This window comes from Pseudarthrobacter sp. GQ63 (assembly GCF_059758765.1).
This window is the reverse complement of sequence record NZ_JCAXEF010000001.1, coordinates 848,936-870,764: the sequence shown is the minus strand read 5'-3', so window position 1 is coordinate 870,764 and position 21,829 is coordinate 848,936. Positions and strand designations below refer to the sequence as shown.

Below are 21,829 nucleotides of genomic sequence, written 5' to 3'. Positions count from 1 at the left end.
GACCATTTCGCTGGTGACCCCAGCGGGATTCGAACCCGCGTTACCGCCGTGAGAGGGCGGCGTACTAGGCCGCTATACGATGGGGCCGTGTACTTTACCGTACTTTTGCCAGCGTTTCCGCTGGTCAAGCTCAGTGATTGTTTCACACACTTCGCTTTAGTTTCAAATCGGCGAACCGCCTGAAACCTTCCGTTTTGGGCTCTAAATCAGTGCTCAAACCAGAGCTGGGATACCAGGACTCGAACCTAGAATGACGGTACCAGAAACCGTAGTGTTGCCAATTACACCATATCCCAATGATACTTTCGGGCCGGTTTTCAGGGCGTTTGCCCTGCTCCGTGCGCCTCAGCACGAGAAATTACTTTACCCGAGACTTCGTGCTCGCACAAATCGGCCTCGGTGTGCCGGTCTGGGATGCGGGCCGGGCGTACGCCCGGCCCGCGTGGAGTGCCCTCAGGCGATAAGTTCGCCCAGCGACGACACCATGTTGCCCCGGAATTCCTGCACCTGTTCCCCCGCCCTGTTGAGCCAGACACCCAAGAGGCCGGCCGCCGTCGAGCCTTCCGCGTCCAGCAGGCGGTTGTCACCCACATAGAGCGTTTCCGCAGGTCCGGTGCCCAGGAGCCGGACACCTTCCAGGTAGATGGACGGATCAGGCTTTGCCACACCCAGCGTGTCCGTGCCCACCAGGCGCCTGACGCGTTCAAGTCCTGCGCCGTCCAGCTTGGCGCGCTGATAGTCGTGGACGTTGTTGCTAACCGCACCGTAAGGGACGCCGGCCTGGTCCAGCAGGTCCAGCAGCGGCATGACATCCGGAAACGGCTTCACGTAGGCGGGCTGCTTTTCCACGTATGCCGTGAGCCACTGGTGGGATTGCTCACCTTCTGCCAGCTCAACCCCGAAGTGGCCCAGGGCAGCGCGGCCGCGCAGCAGCCGCTGCTCGTTGAACGTCAGTTCCCCGGCCAGGTAGCGGTCGTAATAGTGGGTTGTTTCGTGCGTGAAGATGCGCCCGAACCTCTCCCAGCCAGCCTGGTCCATGCCCGGCAGCAGGTGTTCACTGACCTCCCGAAGGGCTGTGGTCATCGAAAACTCGAGGTCCACCAGCGTGTCGTCTATGTCGAACAGGATCCCGCGGACCGCCCCGAAGGGCGTGTCCAGGACACCGGCGCCGGCCCGTCGGGAAGCTGTCATCGCCGTGCGGTCATCAGCCACGGAAGGCCCGGAGCCTGCGAAGGGAGGATTCCCTGCCCAGGATGACCATGGACTCGAACAGCGGCGGGGAAATGCGCCGACCGGAAACAGCGGTGCGCACTGGTCCGAACGCGAGCCGGGGCTTCAGTCCCAGGTCTTCCACGAGAGCCTGCTTGAGCGCTGCCTGGATTTCTTCGGCGTTCCACTCCTGGACACTGTCCAGGGCCGCAATAGCTGCATCCAGTACCTCGTCGAGGTTTTGCGGAAGGCCTTTCCGGGCGTCGTCGGCAACGTCAATGGCGTCGTCGTCCTTGAACAGGAATCCGAGCATGTCCGGGGCCTCACCCAGAAGCGTGATGCGCTCCTGGATCAACGGCGCGGCTTCGGTCAGGATGTCCTCCTGCCGCGCCGTGAGCTCCTCCCCCACATAGCCCGCAGTGCGCAGGTAGGGCACCAGCCGCTCGCGGAAGTCCCCGGGGGCGAGCATCCGGATGTGGGTGCCGTTGATGGCTTCGGCCTTCTTGATGTCAAAGCGCGCCGGGTTGGCCAGGACGTCGTGGACGTCGAAGTTTTCGATGAGCTGGTCCACGGTGAAGATGTCCTCATCGGCGGAGAGGCTCCAGCCCAGCAGGGACAGGTAGTTCAGGAGGCCCTCGGGAATGAAGCCGCGGTCACGCAACAGGAACAGGTTGGACTGCGGATCACGCTTGGAGAGCTTCTTGTTGCCTTCACCCATGACGTAGGGCAGGTGGCCAAACTCCGGCATGTAGCTGGCAACACCGAGTTCCATGAGTGCACGGATGAGGACAACCTGGCGTGGCGTAGAGGACAGCAGGTCCTCGCCGCGCAGTACGTGGGTGATGCCCATGAGTGCGTCGTCAACCGGGTTCACCAGTGTGTAGAGGGGGGACCCGTCAGCGCGGACAATGACGTAGTCCGGGATGCTGCCAGCCTTGAACGTGATCTCGCCGCGGACCAGGTCGGTGAAGGTGACGTCCTCATCGGGCATCCGGACCCGCAGCACGGGCTGGCGGCCCTCGGCTTTGAAGGCGGCCACCTGTTCATCGGTCAGCTCACGGTCAAAGTTGTCGTAGCCCAGTTTGGGGTCGCGGCCGGCGGCGCGGTGGCGCGCCTCGACTTCCTCGGGGGACGAGTAGCACTCGTAGGCATAGCCGCCCTCGATCAGCTTGGCCACGACGTCCTTGTAGAGGTCCAGCCGCTGCGACTGACGGTAGGGCTCGTGGGGGCCGCCCACCTCCACGCCCTCTTCCCAGGTGATGCCAAGCCACTTCAGTGCCTCGAGCAGCTGCAGGTAGCTTTCCTCCGAGTCGCGCGCCGCGTCCGTGTCCTCGATGCGGAACACGAACGTGCCCTTGGTGTGCTTGGCATGGGCCCAGTTGAAGAGGGCCGTCCGGATCAGCCCGACGTGCGGGGTGCCGGTGGGCGACGGGCAGAACCGGACCCGCACGGGAGTGTCAGCAGAAACGGGGGGCAGGGAGGCAGCATTCGACGCGGAAGCAGTAGTCATAGTGGCTCCAACTTTACCGTCTGCCGCCAGGGGTCCGGGCGGCCCGGGCGTCAGCGGCGGACTATGGGGTTGGACAGGCGGCCGATGCCCTCGATCTCCACCTCAAAGCGGTCACCGGCGCTGACCAGGCCCACTCCGGCCGGCGTTCCGGTCATTATGACGTCGCCGGGCAGCAGGGTGAAGGCCTGGGACACGATGGACACCAGTTCGCGGACGCCCCGGATCATCTGGCTGGTGCTGCCGTCCTGCCGCAGTTCCCCGTTGAGCCGGCCCTGGATCTGCAGGTCCTCGGTATCCAGTTCCGTCTCGATCCAGGGCCCAAGCGGCGCCGAGGTGTCAAAGCCCTTGGCCCGGGTCCACTGCAGGTCGGTCTTCTGGACATCCCGGGCGGTGAGGTCGTTGCCGCAGGTGTAGCCGAAGATGACATCATCCACGCGGTCCTCGGGCACGTCCTTGCAGATCCGTCCGATCACCACGCACAGTTCCGCCTCAAAGGACACTTCTTCCGAGAAGTCCGGCAGCACCACGGGATCGTTGGGGCCCACGACGGCGGTGTTCGGCTTCAGGAACAGGAGCGGCTGGGCGGGGACTTCATTGCCCAGTTCATGGGCGTGCTCCACGAAGTTGCGGCCCACGCCGATGACCTTGCTGCGGGGGATGATCGGCGCCAGCAGCCGGACGTCCTCCAGCTTGTGGCGGACGGAGGTGCGCTCCACGCCGTTGAAGAAGGGGTCTCCATGGATGACAGTGATTTCCTCACTGCCGGTGTCACCTTCGACGACGCCGTAAAGGGGATCAGAATCAACGACAAACCTGGCAATACGCATGGCTCCTACCCTACCGTCTCGCCGGGCGTGGCTCCCCGGGCCACTGCTGCCCTGCGTCTCCCCGAAGGTAGTGGAGCTGGGCCGAGACGGACGTTTCGGCAGCGCGCCGCACGGAAGGGTCGACGTCGGCATAGACGACGTCCGCGACGTCACTGGCGGAGGCTTCCCGGCCGAGGCTGGCCAGCGCAGCACGCACCTGTTCGAGCCGGTCCAGGCGGTGCCTGCGATAGGCAAGGGCAACGTCTGCCAGGGACGGAAGGGTTGGTCCGTGGGCTGGGAGGACCGCTGCGGGACCTAGTGCCTCGAGCTTGTCCAGCGAGGCAAGGTAGTCGCCCAGGGTCCCGTCGGGGTAGTCAAGCATGGTGGTGCCGCGGCCGAGGATGGTGTCGCCGGAGAGAACCGAACCATGCAGCCCGTCACCGGGAAGGTGGAAGCAGACCGAATCTGACGTGTGGCCGGGAGTAGCCAGCACCCTCACCTCGAGCCCTGCTGCATGGATCACCTGCCCGTCCTTCAATGCAGCGCCTCCGCCGTGGCAGTGGGCCGCGTCTGCCGCCCGCACCGGGGCACCGGTCAGCTGGTGCAGCCGTGCAGCACCGGCAGTGTGGTCCGCATGGCGGTGGGTCACGAGGACCAGTTCAACGGGCCCCGCCGCGGCGAGTGCCCGCAGGTGGGCCTCGTCCAGCGGTCCGGGATCCACCACCACGGCGCCCGGGCTGCCCGGCGCCCTCAGGACATACGAGTTGGTCCCGTCCAGGCTCATGGGCCCGGGATTGGGCGCCAGGACGTACTGCGCCAGGGCGGAGCTGCGCTGGAGGACGGGACCGGAAGCTGAAGTCACTGTCCCATCCTTGCACTGCCTGCTGAACAAGGTGGGTTTCGGCCGCCGGAATAGAGCCGCCGGAATAGAACAGCCCGGTTTCCGGGTTGAGCACCCATGAAGACCACACGATCTCCCAGGAAGCCGGAATCACACACCATGAGCACCACAGTTACGCTTGCAGAGCTCCTCACCGACGCTGATGCCGCCGGCCACGACCATGCTGCCGCAGAGAAGAACAGCGGACTCCAGCACATCCACAATCACGCGACGGGCAGCATCGTGTGGTTTCCCACGTGGAAGAAGTTCCGCGAGACCGCCGATTGGAGCGAGGCAGTGGAGGGCGTGGCCGAGGATTTCCGGTCCGGGGCAGCCCCCGTAGACGAATGGGCGGCGAACTTCCTGGCTGAAGACCTGGATGTGCTCCTGGCACGTGCTGCCGCTTCAAGCGACGCAAACGTCTTTGTGCAGGAAAACCTCGTGCACCATCTGACCCGGACCTGGGCCGTAGGCGATGCCGTGGCAAAGGCAAAGGGGCAGGATCTTCCCACGGGCGGCACCACGCCCTCCGTCTTTGCCGCCTATCCCTATGACGTGTACGCCCAGGACGGCGGTGCCTTCGCGACGGCGCTTTGGAACGATGTTATTGACGCCCGGCGTAACCAGGCCATCGCCGAAGAAGCGGCCCGGAAGGCGCTGAAGCCTGTTTCGCGGAAGGCGCTGAAGAACGCTGCCCGAAAGTCCGCACGGCGCTGATCAGCCCGCCGGCGTCCTGCCGGACGAACGGCGCCTGCCGGACCCAAGTCCGGCAGGCGCCGTCGTATGTTCGAAAACTGGCAGGCTAGGCCAGGCGGGTAAGCCAGCCGTGCGTGTCCGGTACGGTGCCGGTCTGGATGCCGAGCAGCTGCTCGCGGATGGCCATGGTGGCCACCCCAGCTTTGGCGTTCTCGGAGCCAATGAATTCGGTGGCGTCCTTGAGGACTCCGATCGGCGTGATCACAGCTGCCGTGCCGCAGGCGAACACCTCGGCGATGTCACCGGAGGCAACGCCGTCGCGCCATTCATCGAGGGTGATCTTGCGCTCGGTGACCTCGCGGCCCATGTCCTTGGCCACCTGGATAACGGACATCCGGGTGATGCCTTCGAGAATGGTGCCGGTCAGCGCCGGGGTGACCAGTGAGCCGTCCTTCATCACAAAGAAGACGTTCATGCCGCCCAGTTCCTCGACCGCGTTATCGTTGAACTGGTCCAGGAAGAGGACCTGCTTGCAGCCGTTGGCTTCAGCCTCCTGCTGGGCGATCAGGGACGCTGCGTAGTTGCCGCCGCACTTCGCATCGCCGGTTCCGCCACGGCCGGCGCGGGCGTACTCCCGTGAGATCCAGATGGACACAGGCTTGAGTTCGCCGCCGAAGTAGTTGCCGGCCGGTGAGGCGATCACCCGGAAGGAGACCTCCCGTGCGGCGCGGACACCCAGGAACGCCTCGGTGGCGATCATGAACGGCCGCAGGTACAGCGCCTCACCTTCACCGGCGGGAACCCATTCCTTGTCCATGGCAACCAGTTCACGGATTGCGCCGAGGAAGTATTCGGCCGGCAGTTCGGGAAGGGCGAGCCTGCGGGCGGACTTGTTCAGGCGTGCCGCGTTTGCTTCGGGACGGAAGGTCCAGATGGAGCCGTCCGCGTGGCGGTACGCCTTGAGCCCTTCGAAGATCTCCTGGCCGTAGTGGAAGACGGCAGCCGACGGGTCCAGGACGATTGGCCCGTACGCCTCTATCCGGGCATTGTGCCAGCCGCCGTTGCCGTTCTCGTCCACGCTGTAGTCCACAATGGCGGTGTGGTCGGTGAAGTGGTTGCCGAATCCCGGGTTGGCCAGGATGGCTGCACGCTCTTCAGCAGACTTCGGGTTGGCCGAGGGCTGCTGGCTGAATTCGACGCCATGGGCAGTCTGAGTCATGGTTCCTCCACGATCGGCCGCCCCGGGTTCAGCGCTGAACGGCAAGGCGGCATTTGGTGATTCGAGACAAGCTTACGCCCGATGCCTGCGGCTCCGGCGCGGGTTAGAGTCCGGCCACGATGGCATCGCCCACGGCACTCGTGCTGCGGGCACCGCCGTCGCGCTTTTCGACGTCGGCAACCACTGCCGCTTCGATCTTGCGGGCCGCGGCAGTGTAGCCGAGGTGGTCCAGCAGGAGTGCGGCGGACAGGATCGCAGCGGTGGGGTCTGCCTTGCCCTGGCCGGCGATGTCCGGGGCGGAGCCGTGGACCGGCTCGAACATGGACGGCGCCGTGCGGTCCATGTTGATGTTGCCGGACGCGGCCAGCCCAATGCCGCCCGTCACGGCGGCGGCAAGGTCCGTGAGGATGTCGCCGAAGAGGTTGTCCGTGACGATCACATCGAAACGCGACGGATCCGTGACCATAAAGATGGTGGCGGCGTCCACATGCAGGTAATCGTGCGTGACATCCGGGAACTCGGTGGCCACGGCCTCAACCGTGCGCTTCCACAGATGCCCTGCGAAGACCAGGACGTTGTGCTTGTGGACCAAGGTGACGTGCTTGCGCTCACGGGCGCTTGCGCGGCGGAAGGCGTCGCGCACAACGCGCTCCACACCGTGCGCGGTGTTCAGGGAGACTTCGGTGGCCACCTCGTGGGGGGTGCCCGCACGCAGGGTGCCGCCGTTGCCCACGTAGGGGCCTTCTGTGCCCTCCCGGACCACGATGAAGTCGATGGCGCCCGGGTTGGCCAGGGGGCTGCCGACCGTGCCGTACAGCTTGGACGGGCGCAGGTTGACGTAGTGGTCCAGGCTGAAGCGGAGCTTGAGCAGCATCTCGCGTTCGATGATCCCCGACGGGATCCGCGTGTCGCCGGGGGCCGCGCCGACTGCGCCGAACAGGATGGCATCCCGCGTGCGGAGGTCCGCGAGGACTTCGTCCGGCAGGGTCTCCCCCGTGGCCAGCCAGTGCTCAGCGCCGAGCTTGTAGTGCGTCTGCTTGAGCTCGACGCCCTCCGCCGCCACGGCCTTCTCGAGGACCTTGACTGCCTCGGCAATCACTTCGGGGCCGATGCCGTCGCCGGGGATAACTGCAAGATCGATGGAGGATGCGCTCATGGATTCAGGTTAGCCAAGTTATCCATATGCTGGTCAAGCCGTCTCATAATCCGAACACCCCCAGGGACGCTCTCTCACTTCCTGCCGGAAAACAACCAACGCTCTCTCACCGCCTGTCCAGCGGTGAGAGAGCGTTGGGCCACAACCTGCAGGAAGTGAGAGAGCGTGGCCGGGTCAGGCGCCGGCCGGCTCCTCGTACTTGGGGAACACCGGCGACGGTGCGGGCAGCTCGGTCCCGGCCACAATCCGGGTGGGGATCGCTGCGAACTGCCGGGCTTCCCCCTCGGGCTGGCCGAGGGTTGCCAGCAGCGCACCGGTTGCCCGGGGCATGACCGGCTGGGCAAGGATGGCCACGATCCGCAGCACCTCAAGGGTCACGAACAGCACCGTGTTCATGCGTTCGACGTCGGTCTTCCGCAGGACCCACGGCGCCTGCTCCGCGAAGTAGGCGTTGGTGTCCCCCAGGACGCCCCAGATCGCCTCGAGGGCGCGGCTGAACTCCTGCTTCTCAAAAGCTGCCCGGGCTGACGCGAGGAGGGCGTCGGCCTGGGCCAAGATGGCAGTGTCCGCGGCAGTGAAATCCCCCGGGACGGGAACGCGGCCACCGCAGTTCTTGGCCACCATGGACAGCGAACGCTGGGCCAGGTTTCCGAAATTGTTGGCCAGGTCCGAGTTCATCCGCCCCACGATGGCGTCGTGGTTGTAGCTGCCGTCCGCGCCGAAGGGCACTTCCCGGAGGAAGAAGAAGCGCACCTGGTCCAGGCCGTACTGTGCCACGAAGTCCGCTGGGGCAACCACGTTGCCCAGCGACTTGGACATCTTCACGCCGTTGTTGTGCAGGAAGCCGTGGATCATTACCCGCTTGGGCAGCTCCAGGCCCGCGCTCATGAGGAAGGCGGGCCAGTAGATCGCGTGGAAACGGGAGATGTCTTTGCCGATGATGTGGACGTCAGCGGGCCAGAACTTCCGGAACGAGTCCGAGTCGACGTCCGGGTACCCCACGCCGGTGAGGTAGTTGGTCAGGGCATCCACCCACACGTACATGACGTGCTTGTCGTTTCCCGGGACCGGGACGCCCCAGTCGAAGGTGGTGCGGCTGATGGACAGGTCCTCCAGGCCGCGCTTGACGAAACTGATGACTTCATTGAAGCGGTATTGCGGGGCGCCGAATTCCGGGTGGGCCTCATACAGGGCAAGGAGCTTGTCCTGGTAGGCCGAAAGCCGGAAGAAGTAGCTCTCCTCAGCCGTCCACGTCACCTCGGTGTCCGTTTCCTTGGAGTAGCGCACACCGTCGTCCTTGACCACGGTGTCGTCCTCGCCGTAATAGGCCTCGTCCCGGACGGAGTACCAGCCCTCGTACTTGGACAGGTAGATGTCGCCGTTGGCCTCCATCTTTTTCCAGATGGCCTGCGAGGCGGCGTAGTGGTCCTCGTCAGTGGTGCGGATGAAGCGGTCGTAGGTGATCCCCAGGGCGGCGTGGGCCGCCTGGTAGACCTCCGCGTTCCGGTCCACCAGCTCCTTGGGCGTGATGCCTTCCTTTTCGGCCGCCTGGGCGATCTTCATCCCGTGCTCGTCCGTGCCGGTCAGGAACATCACGTCAAAGCCGTCCAGCCGCTTGAAGCGCGCCATCGCATCGGTGGCAATGTACTCGTAGGCGTGGCCGATGTGCGGCACGCCGTTGGGGTAGGTGATGGCCGTGGTGATGTAGAACGGCGTTTTCTCTGAAGCAGTCACGTGGAGGACGTTACCTTCGGTGGGGAGGGACGGGCTAGATGAGTTCGGTCAGGGTATCGCTGAGCCGGACAAGTTCGTGGTCGTGCGAGGCCACCAGCACGGCGATTCCGTCGGACGTGGTGTCCTTCAGGATGCTGATGATGCGGTTGGCGGAGGCCCGGTCAAGGCTCGCTGTGGGCTCATCCACCACCAGGACCCGGGTGCCCAGGATCAACGCCCGGGCTATAGCCACGCGCTGGCGTTCGCCGCCGGACAGCTGGGCGGGACGGTGCCGCATGCGCCGGCCCAGGCCAACAAGGTCCAGCAGGTCCTTGGCCATGTCCCGCCGCTGGTCCACTTCGCCATCTGGAACGGCCGGGAGGAGCACGTTCTCCAGGGCGCTCATTCCGTCGATCAGGGCGCCGCCCTGGTCAACGTAACCGATCAGCGCACGACGGCGGTCCGCAATTTCGTCGTCGCCCATGCTTTCGAGCGAATCGCCTTCCCAGAAGACGCGGCCCGACGTCGGCAGGGTCAGTCCGGCGCCTACGGTCAGGATGCTGGTCTTGCCGGAACCGCTTCGGCCGGCAACACAGTGCATCTCACCGGCGTGCAGGGTCAGGTCGAAGCCTTCGACCACGCTGACGGCTTCGGCGCCGCCCTTGCCGCCGCCATAGCGGATGGTGATGTCGCTCAGTTCCAGCGGCGTGGCGTGGTCGGCGGCCTTGACGATGGTGTTGGCCCGGGTCTGCAGGGGGACCTCACCGGAGCCGGACCGGCGGCTCCGCTGGACGTTGGTCGGGTTTGTCATTGGACCACTTTCGTTGCAATCGGTATCCAGCAAAGTACAGCCACGAGGCCGGCCACGCCCGCCCACAGCGCGGCGTAGGGTGCCAGCAGCAGGCCGATGCCCAGGGCGCCCAGGACGCCCAGGGGCAGGGCCACGGTACCCACCAGCGCGTTCTCGAACAGCCGGACCTGGCGGAGCATGTCCGGGTTCCAGCCCATGGCCTCGAGGATGCCAAGGTACTGGCGCTTGGCATTGAGTTCAAACCGCCCGGTGACCAGGGTCAGCACCAGCCCTACAGCAACTCCGGCGAGGGCCAGGAGGATGCTCGGAAAGGCAACGCTGGCCGCGGCCAAACCGCTTAGTGCGCTGGCGCCGGCAGCGCGCGGGATGTCGATGAGCAGGGCGGCCAGGCCGCCTGCTGCAGCCCCGAACACACCCACGGCTACGGCCAGGGACAGGGTGTTGAATTTGTTGGTGCTCAGCTGGCGGTTGGCGAAGGTCAGCGGTGAGTCCACCGGAATGAGCCGTTCGTCGTGCTGCGGTTCCTGGTCGATCTCGTCACGGTGGCGCAACTGCTGTGCGGCGAAGAACGCCGCCGCCGCGTACAGCACCAGGACAGACGCGGACACCAGGGCGGTGGAAAGGCTCCAGCTGGCCAGGCTCAGAACGATCCCGGCCACGGCCAGCAGGACCGCGCCGACGCCGAATTCCTCCAGGACCCAGCGGCGGATCCGGCCCTGGGTCCAGCCCATGGCACGCAGGGTTCCGGCTTCGCTCTTGCGCTTGCGGATGTAGCTCACGGTTGACGCGCCGGTCAGGAGCGCTGCGCCGCAGAGCGTCAGGAAGAGCAGGGTGATGTTCGTGCCGGACAGCGACCCGGTGACGGCCTCCGCGGCGTTCTGCCGGACCCAGGACTGCTTGACGGTCCCCAGGGCGGATTCCTTGCCGGCGTCGTCCTTGCTGTAGCCCGGAACGAAGATGCTGGCATCCTCCCGCGCGGAACCGGCCACGATGGTGGCCTCGAGGCCCATCTCGCGGATCTCCCCGGCCAGCTGTTCGACGTCGGGCTGTGCTTCCTTCCAGCTGCCGGGCGCCGTTGCACGGACCCGGACGGCGTCGATGACGCTGGCGTTTTCGGTGTAGCCGCGGGCAGCAGCAAGGCCGTAGTAGTCGGTAATGGCGCCTGCGGACTGGCTGGCGAGCCCGGTGGCACTCAAGGAGGGTTCAAGTTCCGTCGCGGGGACTTCGTTGCCCGCAGCGTCCTTGACCAGCGTGAAAGGGGTGGGGTCGTAGCCGCCCAGCGGCAGCTTGTTGACGTCCCCGGCGGCGGCGGAAACGGCCGAGGGATCGAATGTGCCGTAGACCATGGCGAGCGGGGCTGCTGCCTGCTCCCCTGTTTCCAGGTTTTCCCGGTAGGAGCGCTCATCCACGGGCTCGCGCTGGGTCTGGTCAACGGGCATGCCGTTGGCGCTCTTCTCGGGAAGCCGGTTGACGGTGACCCATTCGCCGGGCACTGCCGTCTTTGCCTCGGCACCGTTGGCGGCTGCTTCGCCGTCGGTGTACTTGGGCGCCGCGGCAAAGTCGGTGCTCCAGGTGGCGGGTGTGTAGAGGCCCTGGTTGAAGTTGCCGCTGCTGCCGAGCAGTGAGGAGTGGTCCGTGGAACCCGGCCATGACAGGACGAAGGGGTCCTTCGAAACGAAAGGCAGGTAGTCCTTGTCCAGGGAACGGGAGACGGTGCCGACGTCCTTGACGACCCTGCCGGCGTCGTCAATCTCTTCGATCCTGACGTTGTACTTCAGGTCCAGGGACGTCCCGGACCTGACGATCAGGGGAATGGCCTGGGAATCGTCAGTCAGCTGCCCGTTCCGCTTGGCCTGCTGGTACTGGGTCATCAGCGGCGCCCAGTACTTGAGCTTGACGCCGAGGAAATCCGGTCCTTCCTCCAGCTCGTCCAGGCTAATGCCGTTGGTGAAGAGTCCCTCGAGGTACCGTCCCACCGCGCCGGCGTCGCGGGCGTCACCCGGTGGCGCCTTTTCCAGCGGTGACAGGAAGTCGCCGGCGGAACCCAGGAGGGCGCGTTCGGCAGCCGGATCGACGGCGACCACGGACTCCGTTATTTCGGGGGCCATGGGCAGTGACACGGAAAGGTTGAAGAGGTTGTGTTCGGAGCCCCCGGCCGGGGCGGGAAACTTGATCCCGGTTTCGTCCCCGGGCGCTGCGATGCGGATGCTGCTGCCGCCGGCAGTCTGCTCCTCCACGAGCCTGGCCTTGCCAAGGGTGCCTTCGGCAGTGGATTTGAACAGCGTCTGCTCGGAGACGCCGTCGGAGCTGACTGCGCTGGCCGTCAGGCGGTACTTCCTGGTTTCATCGCCCAGGACCGATTCGGCAGCGGGCCACTGGTCCGGGGCGGTTGCCCCGGCGGCCTGGTCCGCGGTTGCGGTGCCGGCCAGCCCAGCGTTGTAGCCGAGGTAGTCCATGGCATCGAGGCGTGGGGATTCAAGGTTCTGGGTCACGCGGGAGACGAGGCTGATCGGGGCCGCCACGGAGGTGCCGGAGAGCTTCCTGATGGCCTCCAGCTGCTCGAAGCTGATGCCGCCGGAGCCATTGGCGATCTCGGGCTGCATGAGCGAGCCGGAGGAAGCCTTGGCCTGGACCAGGACGTCGTAGAGGCCGCGTGAATTTTCATCCACGGTCCTGTTCAGCGCTGCCTGGGACTGGCTTTGGACAAGGACCGACAAGCACATGGCTGCGATCAAGATGGCCGCGGTCAACAGCAGCACTTTGCTTCTGATGAACCTCTGGACGGCGTTCATGGAACTCCCTGAAACCTGGATTGCGTGCGCACATACGCGCCCCGCCCATGTGGACATGGACGGGGACGGATGAGCAAAAGATATTGGCCGGCCTGCCGGCCCGGTCCCGAACCAGGACCCAGCCATTGTAAGCAGACCGGCCAATCATACGTGGCCGTGCCGGGACTCGCCGCGGGCGGCCGGCGGTGCGGTGTTTCCCGGGGTGCGGGTTAGTCCTCCAGGTCCACTTCACGCACCATCTCGGCGCCGATGCCGGCCTTGATGGCGTCCAGGACCTGCTGGGGTACGGAGCTGTCGATGGTCAGCAGGGCAAGCACCTGGCCGCCTTCGTCAGAGCGTGCCACCTGCATGCCGGCGATGTTGATGTTGTTCATGCCCAGGATGTGGCCGATGGTTCCGATGACGCCGGGACGGTCCGTGTAGGCCACCACCACGAGGTGCTCGCTGATCGGGATTTCAACCTCGAAGCCATTGATGCCCACGAGCTTCTGGATCTGCTTGGGTCCGGTCAGGGTGCCGGCCACGGAGATCTGGGTGCCGTCACTCAGGGCGCCACGGAGGGTGAGGACGTTGCGGTACGACTCGGTTTCGGGTGTGGTGATCAGGCGGACGTTGATGCCCCGCTGCTCGGCGATGACCGGAGCGTTGACGTAGGAGACCTGCTCGGTCACGACGTCCGCGAAGATGCCCTTGAGGGCGGCCAGTTCCAGGACCTTGACGTCGAGGGACGAGATCTCGCCGGCCACTTCGACGTCGAACTGGGTCAGGGAGGCGTGCGTCAGGGCCGTGAAGATCCGGCCCAGCTTCTCGATCAGCGGGATGCCGGGACGGACGTCGGGGGCGATGACGCCGCCGGCCACGTTCACGGCGTCGGGCACCAGTTCGCCGGCGAGGGCGAGCCGGACCGATTTGGCGACCGACACGCCGGCCTTTTCCTGCGCTTCATCGGTGGAGGCGCCGAGGTGCGGGGTGACCACCACGTTGTCCAGCTTGAAGAACGGCAGGTCGGTGCTGGGCTCCTTGGAGAAGACGTCCACGCCGGCGCCGGCGATTTCGCCGTCCTGCAGGGCCGTGAAGAGTGCTTCCTCGTCCACCAGTCCGCCGCGGGCGACGTTGACGACGTAAGCGGTGCTCTTCATCTTCTTGAAGGCGTCAGCGCCCAGCATGCCCACGGTTTCCGGCGTCTTGGGCATGTGGATGGTGATGAAGTCCGCCTGTGCCAGGAGCTCGTCCAGGGTCACCAGCTGCACGCCGAGCTGTGCCGCCCGGGCTGAGGTGATGTAGGGATCGTAAGCGAGGATCTTGGTGTCAAAGCCCTTCAGGCGGGCAGCCACAAGCGCGCCGATCCGGCCCAGGCCGATGATGCCGATCTTCTTTTCGAAGAGCTCGATGCCCGTGTACTTGGAGCGCTTCCACTCGCCGTCCTTCAGGGCTGCGCTTGCCTGCGGGATGTGGCGGGCCAGGCTGAGGATGTGGCCAACGGTAAGTTCAGCTGCCGAAACGATGTTCGAGGTGGGCGCGTTGACCACCATGACGCCGGCCTGGGTGGCTGCCTTGATGTCCACGTTGTCCAGGCCTACTCCCGCGCGGGCGATGACCTTGAGGTTCTTCGCAGCGGCGATCGCCTCGGCGTCCACCTGCGTGGCCGAGCGGACCAGGATTGCGTCAACGTCGCCGATGGCGGACAGCAGCTGGGAACGGTCGGCGCCGTCGGTCTGGCGGATCTCGAAGTCCGGGCCCAGGGCCTCGACGGTAGCGGGGGAAAGTTCTTCGGCGAGCAGTACTACGGGTTTTGACACGGCTGATCCTCTGCGTTGCAGTCCGGGGGATAAAACAAGTCTAGGCCGACGGAAAGGCCGGGCTCACATTGTTAAGTGTGAACCCGGCCTCACAGTCTGTCTTTATAACGGCACGTTGAGCCAGGCTTAGCGGGCTGCGGAGCCTTCGACGTAGTCCACGTCCTGCTGCTGCCAGGCGAAGAGGGAGCGCAGTTCGCGGCCGACGGCCTCGATGGGGTGCTGCTCAGCCTTGGCACGCAGTGCCTTGAACTCCACGCCGCCGTTGTCCTGGTCCTCGATGAAGCGCTTGGCGAAGGCACCGGACTGGATGTCGGCCAGGACGGCCTTCATGTTTTCCTTCACCTCGGGGGTGATGACGCGGGGGCCGGAGACGTAGTCGCCGTACTCAGCGGTGTCGGAAACGCTCCAGCGCTGCTTGGCGATGCCGCCTTCCCACATGAGGTCAACGATGAGCTTGAGCTCGTGGAGGACCTCGAAGTAGGCGATCTGGGGCTGGTAGCCGGCTTCGGTGAGGGTTTCGAAGCCGTACTGGACCAGCTGGGACACGCCGCCGCACAGGACGGCCTGCTCGCCGAAGAGGTCCGTTTCGGTTTCTTCGGTGAAGGTGGTCTTGATGACGCCGGCGCGGGTGCCGCCGATGGCCTTGGCGTAGGACTTGGCCAGCTCCCACGCGGAACCGGTGGCGTCCTGCTCAACGGCGATGATGTCCGGGATGCCGCGGCCGGCTTCGAATTCGCGGCGCACGGTGTGGCCGGGAGCCTTCGGGGCGACGAGGATGACGTCAACGCCCTCGGGAGCCTCGATGTAGCCGAAGCGGATGTTGAAGCCGTGGGCGAAGGCAAGGGCCTTGCCGGGCTTCAGCTTGTCCTTGATGGAGTCATTGTAGATCGACCGCTGGTGCTGGTCCGGCGCCAGGATCATGATGACGTCGGCCCATTCGGCGGCGTCGGCAACGTTCTTGACCGTGAAGCCTGCGTCCTCGGCCTTGGCGATCGACGTCGAGCCCTCCTTGAGGGCGATGGCAACCTCGACGCCGGAGTCGCGCAGGTTGAGCGCGTGGGCGTGGCCCTGGGAGCCGTAGCCAACAATGGCTACCTTGCGGCCCTGGATGATCGACAGGTCGGCGTCGTCGTCGTAAAACATTTCAGTCACTTGCGTAACTCCTCTTGAGTGGGTTGTAGATAGGTGTCTTGTGGTGCGGTTGCGGGCGTTGCCTGCTGCCGGGCAGTGCCCGGCAGCTTCCTAGGCGGAACGCAACGCCCTGTCACTCATGGAGCGGGATCCCCGTCCAACGGCCAGGGTGCCGGACTGCACGATTTCGCGGATGCCGAAGGGCTCCAGCACTGAGAGCAGCGCTGCAAGCTTCTCCGGAGTACCGGTTGCCTCGATCACCAACGAGTCTGTGGACACGTCGACGACGGCGGCACGGAACAGGTCTGCAGCCTGGGTCACCTGCAGACGTGTCGCGGCATCCGCACGTACCTTGACCAGGATGTGGTCTCGCTGTACGGAAGATTCAGAAGTCAGCTCAACGATCTTGATGACGTTGATCAGTTTGTTGAGCTGCTTGGTGACCTGCTCGATCAGGTCGCCGTCGGCGTCGACGACGACGGTCATCCGGGAGATCCCCGGAACCTCGGTGGGTCCAACAGCCAGAGAGTTGATGTTGAAGGCACGGCGGGCGAAGAGGCTCGCGACGCGGGTCAGGACGCCGGGCTTGTCTTCGACCAGGACAGAGAGTGTGTGGCGGCTCATGGTCAGTCCTCTTCTTCCCATTCCGGGGTCATGTTGCGGGCAACCTGGATCTGGTCGTTGCTCACGCCGGCGGGCACCATCGGCCACACCATGGAGTTTGGGCTCACCACGAAGTCGATGACCACAGGCCGGTCGTTGATTTCGAGTGCCTTTTGGATGGTGGCGTCGATATCCTCGTCGCGTTCACAGCGGAACGCGGCGCAGCCGTAAGCCTCCCCCAGCTTGACGAAGTCCGGGATGCGGACGGTGTCGTGGCCGGTGTTGAGGTCCGTGTTGGAGTACCGGCCCTCGTAGAAGAGGGTCTGCCACTGCCGGACCATGCCCAGGGAGGAATTATTGATCACCGCCACCTTGATGGGGATCTTGTTGATGGCGCAGGTGGCCAGTTCCTGGTTGGTCATCTGGAAGCAGCCGTCGCCGTCGATGGCCCAGACCACGCGGTCCGGCTCGCCGACCTTGGCGCCCATGGCCGCCGGAACCGCATAGCCCATGGTCCCGGCACCACCGGAGTTCAGCCAGGCGTGCGGACGCTCGTACTTGATGAACTGCGCTGCCCACATCTGGTGCTGGCCCACGCCGGCAACGTAGACGCCTTCGGGTCCGGTCAGGGCGCCGATGCGCTCGATGACCCGTTGCGGTGCGCTGAGCCCGTCATCGGGTTCGGTCCAGCCCAGCGGGTAGGTCTCCTTGAGGTTGTTCAGGAAAGCCCACCAGGTGGTGAGGTCCGGGGTTCCGGATGCCTCGAACTGGGTGCGCACAGCTTCGGTGAGCTCAGGGATGATCTCCTTGACGGACCCGACGATGGGCACGTCCGCGGTGCGGTTCTTGGAGATCTCGGCGGGGTCGATGTCCGCGTGGATAACCTTCGCCATGGGCGCGAAGGTCTTGAGGACGCCGGTTACGCGGTCGTCGAAACGGGCACCGAGGGTGATGAGCAGGTCGGACTGCTGCAAAGCAGTCACGGCAGAGACGGTGCCATGCATGCCGGGCATTCCCATGTGCTGGGGGTGTGAGTCCGGGAAGGCGCCCTTGGCCATCAGCGTGGTGACAACCGGGGCTCCTGTGGCCTCGGCGAGTGCCAGCAGTTCCGCCGCGGCGTGCGCCTTGATGACGCCGCCGCCAACGTACAGCACAGGCTTGCTGGCCGCTGCGATCAGCTTGGCGGCCTCGCGCACCTGCTTGTTGTGCCCGCGGGTGACCGGGCGGTAGCCGGGCAGGTCGATCTTCGGCGGCCAGGAGAAGGTCATCTGGCCGACCTGAGCGTCCTTGGCCACGTCCACGAGGACAGGACCGGGGCGGCCGGTGGACGCCAGGTGGAACGCCTCAGCCATGACATGCGGGATGTCGTTGGGGTCCGTCACCAGGAAGGAGTGCTTGGTGATGGGCATGGTGATGCCCACGATGTCGGCTTCCTGGAACGCATCGGTTCCAATCACGCCACTGGACACCTGGCCGGTGATGGCCACCAGCGGAACGGAGTCCATGTGGGCGTCCATGATGGCGGTGACGAGGTTGGTGGCGCCCGGGCCCGAGGTGGCGATACATACGCCAACCCGCCCGGTCACCATGGCGTAGCCTTGCGCGGCGTGGCCGGCTCCCTGTTCGTGACGGACCAGCACGTGATTCATGCTCGAGGCCATCAAGGGGTCATAGGTGGGCAGGATCGCGCCACCGGGCAAACCGAAAATATCGTCGACGCCGAGTTCTTCGAGCGAGCGGACAATAGCTTGCGAGCCGGTCATCACCGTTGGGGGTACAACGTTGTTCGGCCCAAGGACAGGAGAGGCGGCAGCAAGGTCGGCGGCGACGACGGCCTGGTCGGCCGTCCGGTCGGCGCGTTCCGGAGCCTTGGTGGCTCCAGCGGACTTAGTAGCCATCAGCGAGGGGCTGATCGGCGATCCTTTGCTCATCGGACTCTTCCTTGTGGATCATCTGTGGTTCGTGGAAACTGCAGGAAATAAAAAAACCCCTCAGCCTGGCGGCTCTTCGAGGGGTTGCGCGTGACGGTTCGTTACCCGGGGCTAATGTGCCACGCGCTTGGTAAGGACGACGACGATGCCAGTAACGAAAGTCATGCGTTCAGTTTTCCCTCTGGGCAAGATGCGTGTCAACGAGCTGACCCGCGATCTCACCATGTGGACCCCATTGTCCACTCTATGGCTGCCCCCCAACTAGGTAGCAGCAAGTGTCGTTTTGAGCGTCCAAAACGACACTTAGTGCTACCTAGTTGGGATTGACGCCAATATACGGGTGCTACCCGCAGTATGCGCCCGTGCTGGCGCTGTGCACCAGCTTGGCATACTTGGCCAGCACGCCCTTGGTGTAGCGTGCCGGCAGGGGCTCCCAGCCCACCTTGCGGGCTTCGAGCTCTGCCTCGTCCACCAGCAGGTCGAAGCTGCGGGCGGCGATGTCCACGCGGATCCTGTCGCCGTCCTTCACGAAGGCGATGGGGCCGCCGTCGACCGCTTCCGGGGCCACGTGGCCGATGCACAGGCCGGTGGTGCCGCCGGAGAACCTGCCGTCCGTGAGGAGAAGGACGTCCTTGCCCAGGCCGGCACCCTTGATGGCGCCGGTGATGGCCAGCATCTCGCGCATGCCGGGGCCGCCCTTGGGGCCTTCGTAGCGGATCACCACGACGTCGCCGGCCTTGATCCGGCCGTTGTCCAGTGCGTCCAGGGCGCCCTGTTCGCGCTCGAACACCCGGGCGGTACCTTCAAAGACATCGGCGTCGAAGCCTGCGCTCTTCACGACGGCACCCTCGGGGGCCATGGTGCCGTGCAGGATGGTGATGCCGCCGGTCTTGTGGATGGGGTTGTCCAGCGCGCGGAGGATCTTGCCGTCCACGTCCGGCGGGTTGATGGCCTCGAGGTTCTCGGCCACGGTCTTGCCGGTGACGGTGAGGCAGTCGCCGTGCAGCAGGCCGGCGTCGAGCAGTGCCTTCATGATCACGGGCACGCCGCCGATCTTGTCCACATCGGTCATGACGTAGCGGCCGAAGGGCTTGAGGTCGCCCAGGTGCGGGATCTTGTCGCCGATGCGGTTGAAGTCATCCAGCGTCAGCTCAACTTCGGCCTCGCGGGCGATGGCCAGCAGGTGCAGCACGGCGTTCGTAGAACCACCGAACGCCATGGTGACGGCGATGGCGTTCTCGAAGGCCTTCTTGGTCATGATGTCGCGGGCGGTGATGCCTTCGCGCAGCAGGTTGACGACGGCTTCGCCGGACTTGCGGGCGAACTCGTCGCGGCGGCGGTCTGCCGAGGGCGGGGCGGCGGAGCCGGGCAGGGACATGCCGAGTGCCTCGCCGATGCAGGCCATGGTGTTGGCCGTGTACATGCCTCCGCAGGCTCCTTCGCCCGGGCAGATGGCCTTTTCGATGCGCGTCAGGTCTTCCATGCTCATCTTGCCGGCGGCGCACGCGCCCACGGCTTCGAAGGCATCGATGAGGGTGACTTCCTTCTCGGAACCGTCCTCAAGCTTGACCCAGCCAGGCATGATGGAGCCGGCGTAGAGGAACACGCTGGACAGGTCCAGGCGGGCTGCTGCCATGAGCATTCCGGGAAGCGACTTGTCACAGCCGGCCAGCAGCACGGATCCGTCGATCCGCTCAGCCTGCATCACGGTCTCCACGGAGTCGGCAATGACTTCGCGGGAAACCAGGGAGAAGTGCATGCCTTCATGGCCCATGGAGATGCCGTCGGACACGGAAATGGTGCCAAACTGCATGGGGAAACCGCCGCCCGCGTGAACGCCTTCCTTGGCGCCCTGCGCGAGCCGGTTCAGGGAGAGGTTGCAGGGAGTGATCTCGTTCCACGAACTCGCGACACCGACTTGGGGTTTTGCGAAGTCGTCGTCCCCCATGCCGACCGCCCGGAACATGCCGCGTGCGGGAGCCGCGTGGATTCCGTCGGTTACAACCCGGCTCCGGGGTTTGATGTCAGGCTTGTTCTCGGTTGCGATGTGGGTGTCACTCATAGGGGAAAGTCTATGGCTCCGCCGAACGGCGCAACGACAGATCCGGGACGATTGAGTGCAAAAAACAGAAAATTTCATTCAGATTATGGACAACCATCTCAAATAATGAGATGGATAGGGACTTCCCTCCCCCGCCTGTGGTGCGGCTCACGGATGTTGGCCGCCTGGGCCGGCGGCGGCCAACTTCCCCGTCAATCTGGACAGTTCTGACGGCCGGACGTAGCGTCGGGGAAAGTACACCTTGCCATCCGGACTGAAGGGCTTGCCATGGATTTTGTTTTCTGGATCATTTTGCTTGTTGTCATCGTGGGGGTCGTGTGGTGGCTGCTCAAGCGCAGCAGATCATCCACTGCGCCGGAGGCATCCGCCCCGGAGAGGACCCGTGCGGACGGAGCGCTTTCCAGCGGCAGTGCGGCGGCGTCCGCTGAAGCTGCCGGAACCACCGGCATCGCCGGCGCTGCAGGCTTTGGCAGCCCCGCCGAGCCGGCGGCTCCCACCACGGCCGACGATCGTGCCGGGGCAGCGGCACCGGCCCGCGAGGCAGAGACGGCACAGCCCACCGGCACGGAGGCGCGGGAAGGTTCCGGTGCTTCCTCCGCAGCCGCTGCTCCGGCAGCAACCGGCGTGGCTGGGGTCTCCGGATCCACCGCCGCCCCGGCTACGTCCGGGCAGGACGGACGCCGCCAGGACGACGACGAGTGGGAGACCCAGTGGTCGGAGGCTTCGGGCTCCTCCGCCGTTTCCCCGGGCGCGGCATCCAGGGGTGGCGCCTCCGCGGGGGGCGCTCCCACCCATGCAACCCAGGTGAATCCGGTTGGCGAAAGCGGCGTGCCCGCTGCAACGGGGCACCAGGCGGAACCAGCGGCAGCGCCGGATTCGGAATCCCACGGCGCCCCGGTCCACCACCCCGAGTACACCGGGCCCCACGCTCCCACGCTGCCGGGCGCGGAAACAGCCGCTGTGGAGGACGTTGACGACGCCGGGGCTGCAGGGCCTGCTCCGGCGCCTGCAGGTGCCGCCGGGCCACAGCCGGCCACCGGGATCAGCGCCAGCGCTGCGACACACGGGGGCGCCGGCGTAGCGCCCCGGCACGGCCAGGAAGGCAGTACAGCGGCATCCGCGGAAGCCGCCGTTGTTCCCGAGACCGCCGCCACAGCTGAGACCGCGGACCGCACCCAGTCTTCCGCGCTGGTGGAAACCGCAGCGGACCGCGACCAGCAGCCCCAGGCCGTTCCAACGCCCGAACCGGCGGGACACCTGGCAGCCGATGAGCCCTACGGCGCCGGCTCGGCAGCCGCCGGAACAGACGGCAGCGGCCCGGACGGGTACACCGTGAAGGGTGATGCCGGAGCCATGGTCTACTACGAGGAGGGACACCCCGACTATGAACAGGCCCGGGCCGACGTCTGGTTCGAATCGGAGGCGCATGCCGAGGCTGCGGGCTTCCGGGCACCACGGCGGCGGCGCCTCTAGCAGCGGACCAGCCGGCTCCGGCCAGCCCCCTCCCTGTC

16 protein-coding genes and 2 tRNA genes are annotated in these 21,829 nt (G+C 65.6%); 2 read left to right on the top strand and 16 right to left on the bottom strand.

All coding sequences use genetic code 11. From position 1 onward, the window contains the following. Positions 1–11 precede the first annotated feature (11 nt). From AC6CHP_RS04180 to AC6CHP_RS04155, 6 genes are all read right to left on the bottom strand, one after another. A tRNA-Glu gene (locus tag AC6CHP_RS04180) sits at positions 12–87 on the bottom strand. 137 nt (positions 88–224) lie between these two features. Continuing rightward, positions 225–296: transfer RNA gene (locus AC6CHP_RS04175), tRNA-Gln, on the bottom strand. 157 nt (positions 297–453) lie between these two features. Further along, positions 454–1,191, bottom strand: a complete 738-nt coding sequence (locus AC6CHP_RS04170) for an HAD family hydrolase (RefSeq protein ID WP_498228265.1) — start codon at positions 1,189–1,191, stop codon at positions 454–456. 13 nt (positions 1,192–1,204) lie between these two features. Then, complete coding sequence (gene gltX, locus AC6CHP_RS04165) at positions 1,205–2,719, bottom strand: glutamate--tRNA ligase (protein WP_498228264.1); 1,515 nt, start codon at positions 2,717–2,719, stop codon at positions 1,205–1,207. Between the two features lie 50 nt (positions 2,720–2,769). Next, complete coding sequence (locus AC6CHP_RS04160) at positions 2,770–3,546, bottom strand: fumarylacetoacetate hydrolase family protein (protein ID WP_188727985.1); 777 nt, start codon at positions 3,544–3,546, stop codon at positions 2,770–2,772. Positions 3,547–3,556: 10 nt separating this feature from the next. Further along, positions 3,557–4,387 (bottom strand): MBL fold metallo-hydrolase, encoded by an 831-nt coding sequence (locus tag AC6CHP_RS04155; RefSeq protein WP_498228263.1) that lies wholly within the window; start codon positions 4,385–4,387, stop codon positions 3,557–3,559. Between the two features lie 138 nt (positions 4,388–4,525). Between AC6CHP_RS04155 and AC6CHP_RS04150 the strand changes: the two genes are divergently transcribed. Further along, positions 4,526–5,122, top strand: coding sequence for a hypothetical protein (locus AC6CHP_RS04150; RefSeq protein WP_498228262.1), 597 nt, complete (start codon positions 4,526–4,528; stop codon positions 5,120–5,122). A gap of 85 nt (positions 5,123–5,207) precedes the next feature. On the opposite strand, the gene AC6CHP_RS04145 is transcribed toward AC6CHP_RS04150, so the two are convergent. The 10 genes from AC6CHP_RS04145 to ilvD form a co-directional block, all read right to left on the bottom strand. Next, positions 5,208–6,320: a branched-chain amino acid aminotransferase gene (locus AC6CHP_RS04145; RefSeq protein ID WP_498228261.1), complete on the bottom strand. Its 1,113-nt coding sequence runs from the start codon at positions 6,318–6,320 to the stop codon at positions 5,208–5,210. A 103-nt stretch (positions 6,321–6,423) separates the two neighbouring features. After that, the gene (locus AC6CHP_RS04140) at positions 6,424–7,476 is read right to left on the bottom strand and encodes a 3-isopropylmalate dehydrogenase (RefSeq protein WP_104184852.1); all 1,053 of its coding nucleotides are present in this window, start codon (positions 7,474–7,476) and stop codon (positions 6,424–6,426) included. A gap of 174 nt (positions 7,477–7,650) precedes the next feature. Further along, positions 7,651–9,210, bottom strand: a complete 1,560-nt coding sequence (metG, locus tag AC6CHP_RS04135; protein ID WP_188727976.1) for a methionine--tRNA ligase — start codon at positions 9,208–9,210, stop codon at positions 7,651–7,653. A gap of 34 nt (positions 9,211–9,244) precedes the next feature. After that, positions 9,245–10,000, bottom strand: a complete 756-nt coding sequence (locus AC6CHP_RS04130; RefSeq protein ID WP_104184854.1) for an ABC transporter ATP-binding protein — start codon at positions 9,998–10,000, stop codon at positions 9,245–9,247. After that, a complete protein-coding gene (locus AC6CHP_RS04125; RefSeq protein ID WP_498228260.1) occupies positions 9,997–12,792 on the bottom strand; it encodes an ABC transporter permease in 2,796 nt (931 codons plus the stop codon). The genes AC6CHP_RS04130 and AC6CHP_RS04125 overlap by 4 nt, the downstream gene beginning before the upstream one ends. Positions 12,793–13,001: 209 nt before the next feature. Next, a complete protein-coding gene (serA, locus tag AC6CHP_RS04120) occupies positions 13,002–14,591 on the bottom strand; it encodes a phosphoglycerate dehydrogenase (protein ID WP_104184856.1) in 1,590 nt (529 codons plus the stop codon). A gap of 126 nt (positions 14,592–14,717) precedes the next feature. Then, positions 14,718–15,743 (bottom strand): ketol-acid reductoisomerase, encoded by a 1,026-nt coding sequence (gene ilvC, locus AC6CHP_RS04115; RefSeq protein ID WP_188727972.1) that lies wholly within the window; start codon positions 15,741–15,743, stop codon positions 14,718–14,720. 90 nt (positions 15,744–15,833) lie between these two features. Further along, positions 15,834–16,346 carry an acetolactate synthase small subunit gene (gene ilvN, locus AC6CHP_RS04110; RefSeq protein WP_009356538.1) on the bottom strand — a complete coding sequence of 171 codons (513 nt, stop codon included), beginning with the start codon at positions 16,344–16,346 and terminating at the stop codon, positions 15,834–15,836. A gap of 2 nt (positions 16,347–16,348) precedes the next feature. Further along, entirely contained in the window at positions 16,349–18,256 is a 1,908-nt protein-coding gene (locus AC6CHP_RS04105; protein ID WP_104184858.1) for an acetolactate synthase large subunit, read from the bottom strand. A gap of 343 nt (positions 18,257–18,599) precedes the next feature. Next, the gene (gene ilvD / locus AC6CHP_RS04100; RefSeq protein ID WP_188727969.1) at positions 18,600–20,318 is read right to left on the bottom strand and encodes a dihydroxy-acid dehydratase; all 1,719 of its coding nucleotides are present in this window, start codon (positions 20,316–20,318) and stop codon (positions 18,600–18,602) included. Positions 20,319–20,585: 267 nt separating this feature from the next. On the opposite strand from ilvD, the gene AC6CHP_RS04095 reads away from it, so the two are divergent. Beyond that, complete coding sequence (locus AC6CHP_RS04095; protein WP_498228259.1) at positions 20,586–21,791, top strand: sunset domain-containing protein; 1,206 nt, start codon at positions 20,586–20,588, stop codon at positions 21,789–21,791. Positions 21,792–21,829: the final 38 nt, after the last annotated feature.

Bases quoted from the DNA above. Each gene is read 5' to 3' on its own strand.
- AC6CHP_RS04170 (WP_498228265.1), bottom strand. From the start codon at position 1,191: ATGACAGCTTCCCGACGGGCCGGCGCCGGTGTCCTGGACACGCCCTTC.
- gltX (WP_498228264.1), bottom strand. From the start codon at position 2,719: ATGACTACTGCTTCCGCGTCGAATGCTGCCTCCCTGCCCCCCGTTTCT.
- AC6CHP_RS04160 (WP_188727985.1), bottom strand. From the start codon at position 3,546: ATGCGTATTGCCAGGTTTGTCGTTGATTCTGATCCCCTTTACGGCGTC.
- AC6CHP_RS04150 (WP_498228262.1), top strand. From the start codon at position 4,526: ATGAGCACCACAGTTACGCTTGCAGAGCTCCTCACCGACGCTGATGCC.
- AC6CHP_RS04145 (WP_498228261.1), bottom strand. From the start codon at position 6,320: ATGACTCAGACTGCCCATGGCGTCGAATTCAGCCAGCAGCCCTCGGCC.
- AC6CHP_RS04140 (WP_104184852.1), bottom strand. From the start codon at position 7,476: ATGAGCGCATCCTCCATCGATCTTGCAGTTATCCCCGGCGACGGCATC.
- AC6CHP_RS04130 (WP_104184854.1), bottom strand. From the start codon at position 10,000: ATGACAAACCCGACCAACGTCCAGCGGAGCCGCCGGTCCGGCTCCGGT.
- AC6CHP_RS04125 (WP_498228260.1), bottom strand. From the start codon at position 12,792: ATGAACGCCGTCCAGAGGTTCATCAGAAGCAAAGTGCTGCTGTTGACC.
- ilvN (WP_009356538.1), bottom strand. From the start codon at position 16,346: ATGAGCCGCCACACACTCTCTGTCCTGGTCGAAGACAAGCCCGGCGTC.
- AC6CHP_RS04105 (WP_104184858.1), bottom strand. From the start codon at position 18,256: ATGAGCAAAGGATCGCCGATCAGCCCCTCGCTGATGGCTACTAAGTCC.
- ilvD (WP_188727969.1), bottom strand. From the start codon at position 20,318: ATGAGTGACACCCACATCGCAACCGAGAACAAGCCTGACATCAAACCC.
- AC6CHP_RS04095 (WP_498228259.1), top strand. From the start codon at position 20,586: ATGGATTTTGTTTTCTGGATCATTTTGCTTGTTGTCATCGTGGGGGTC.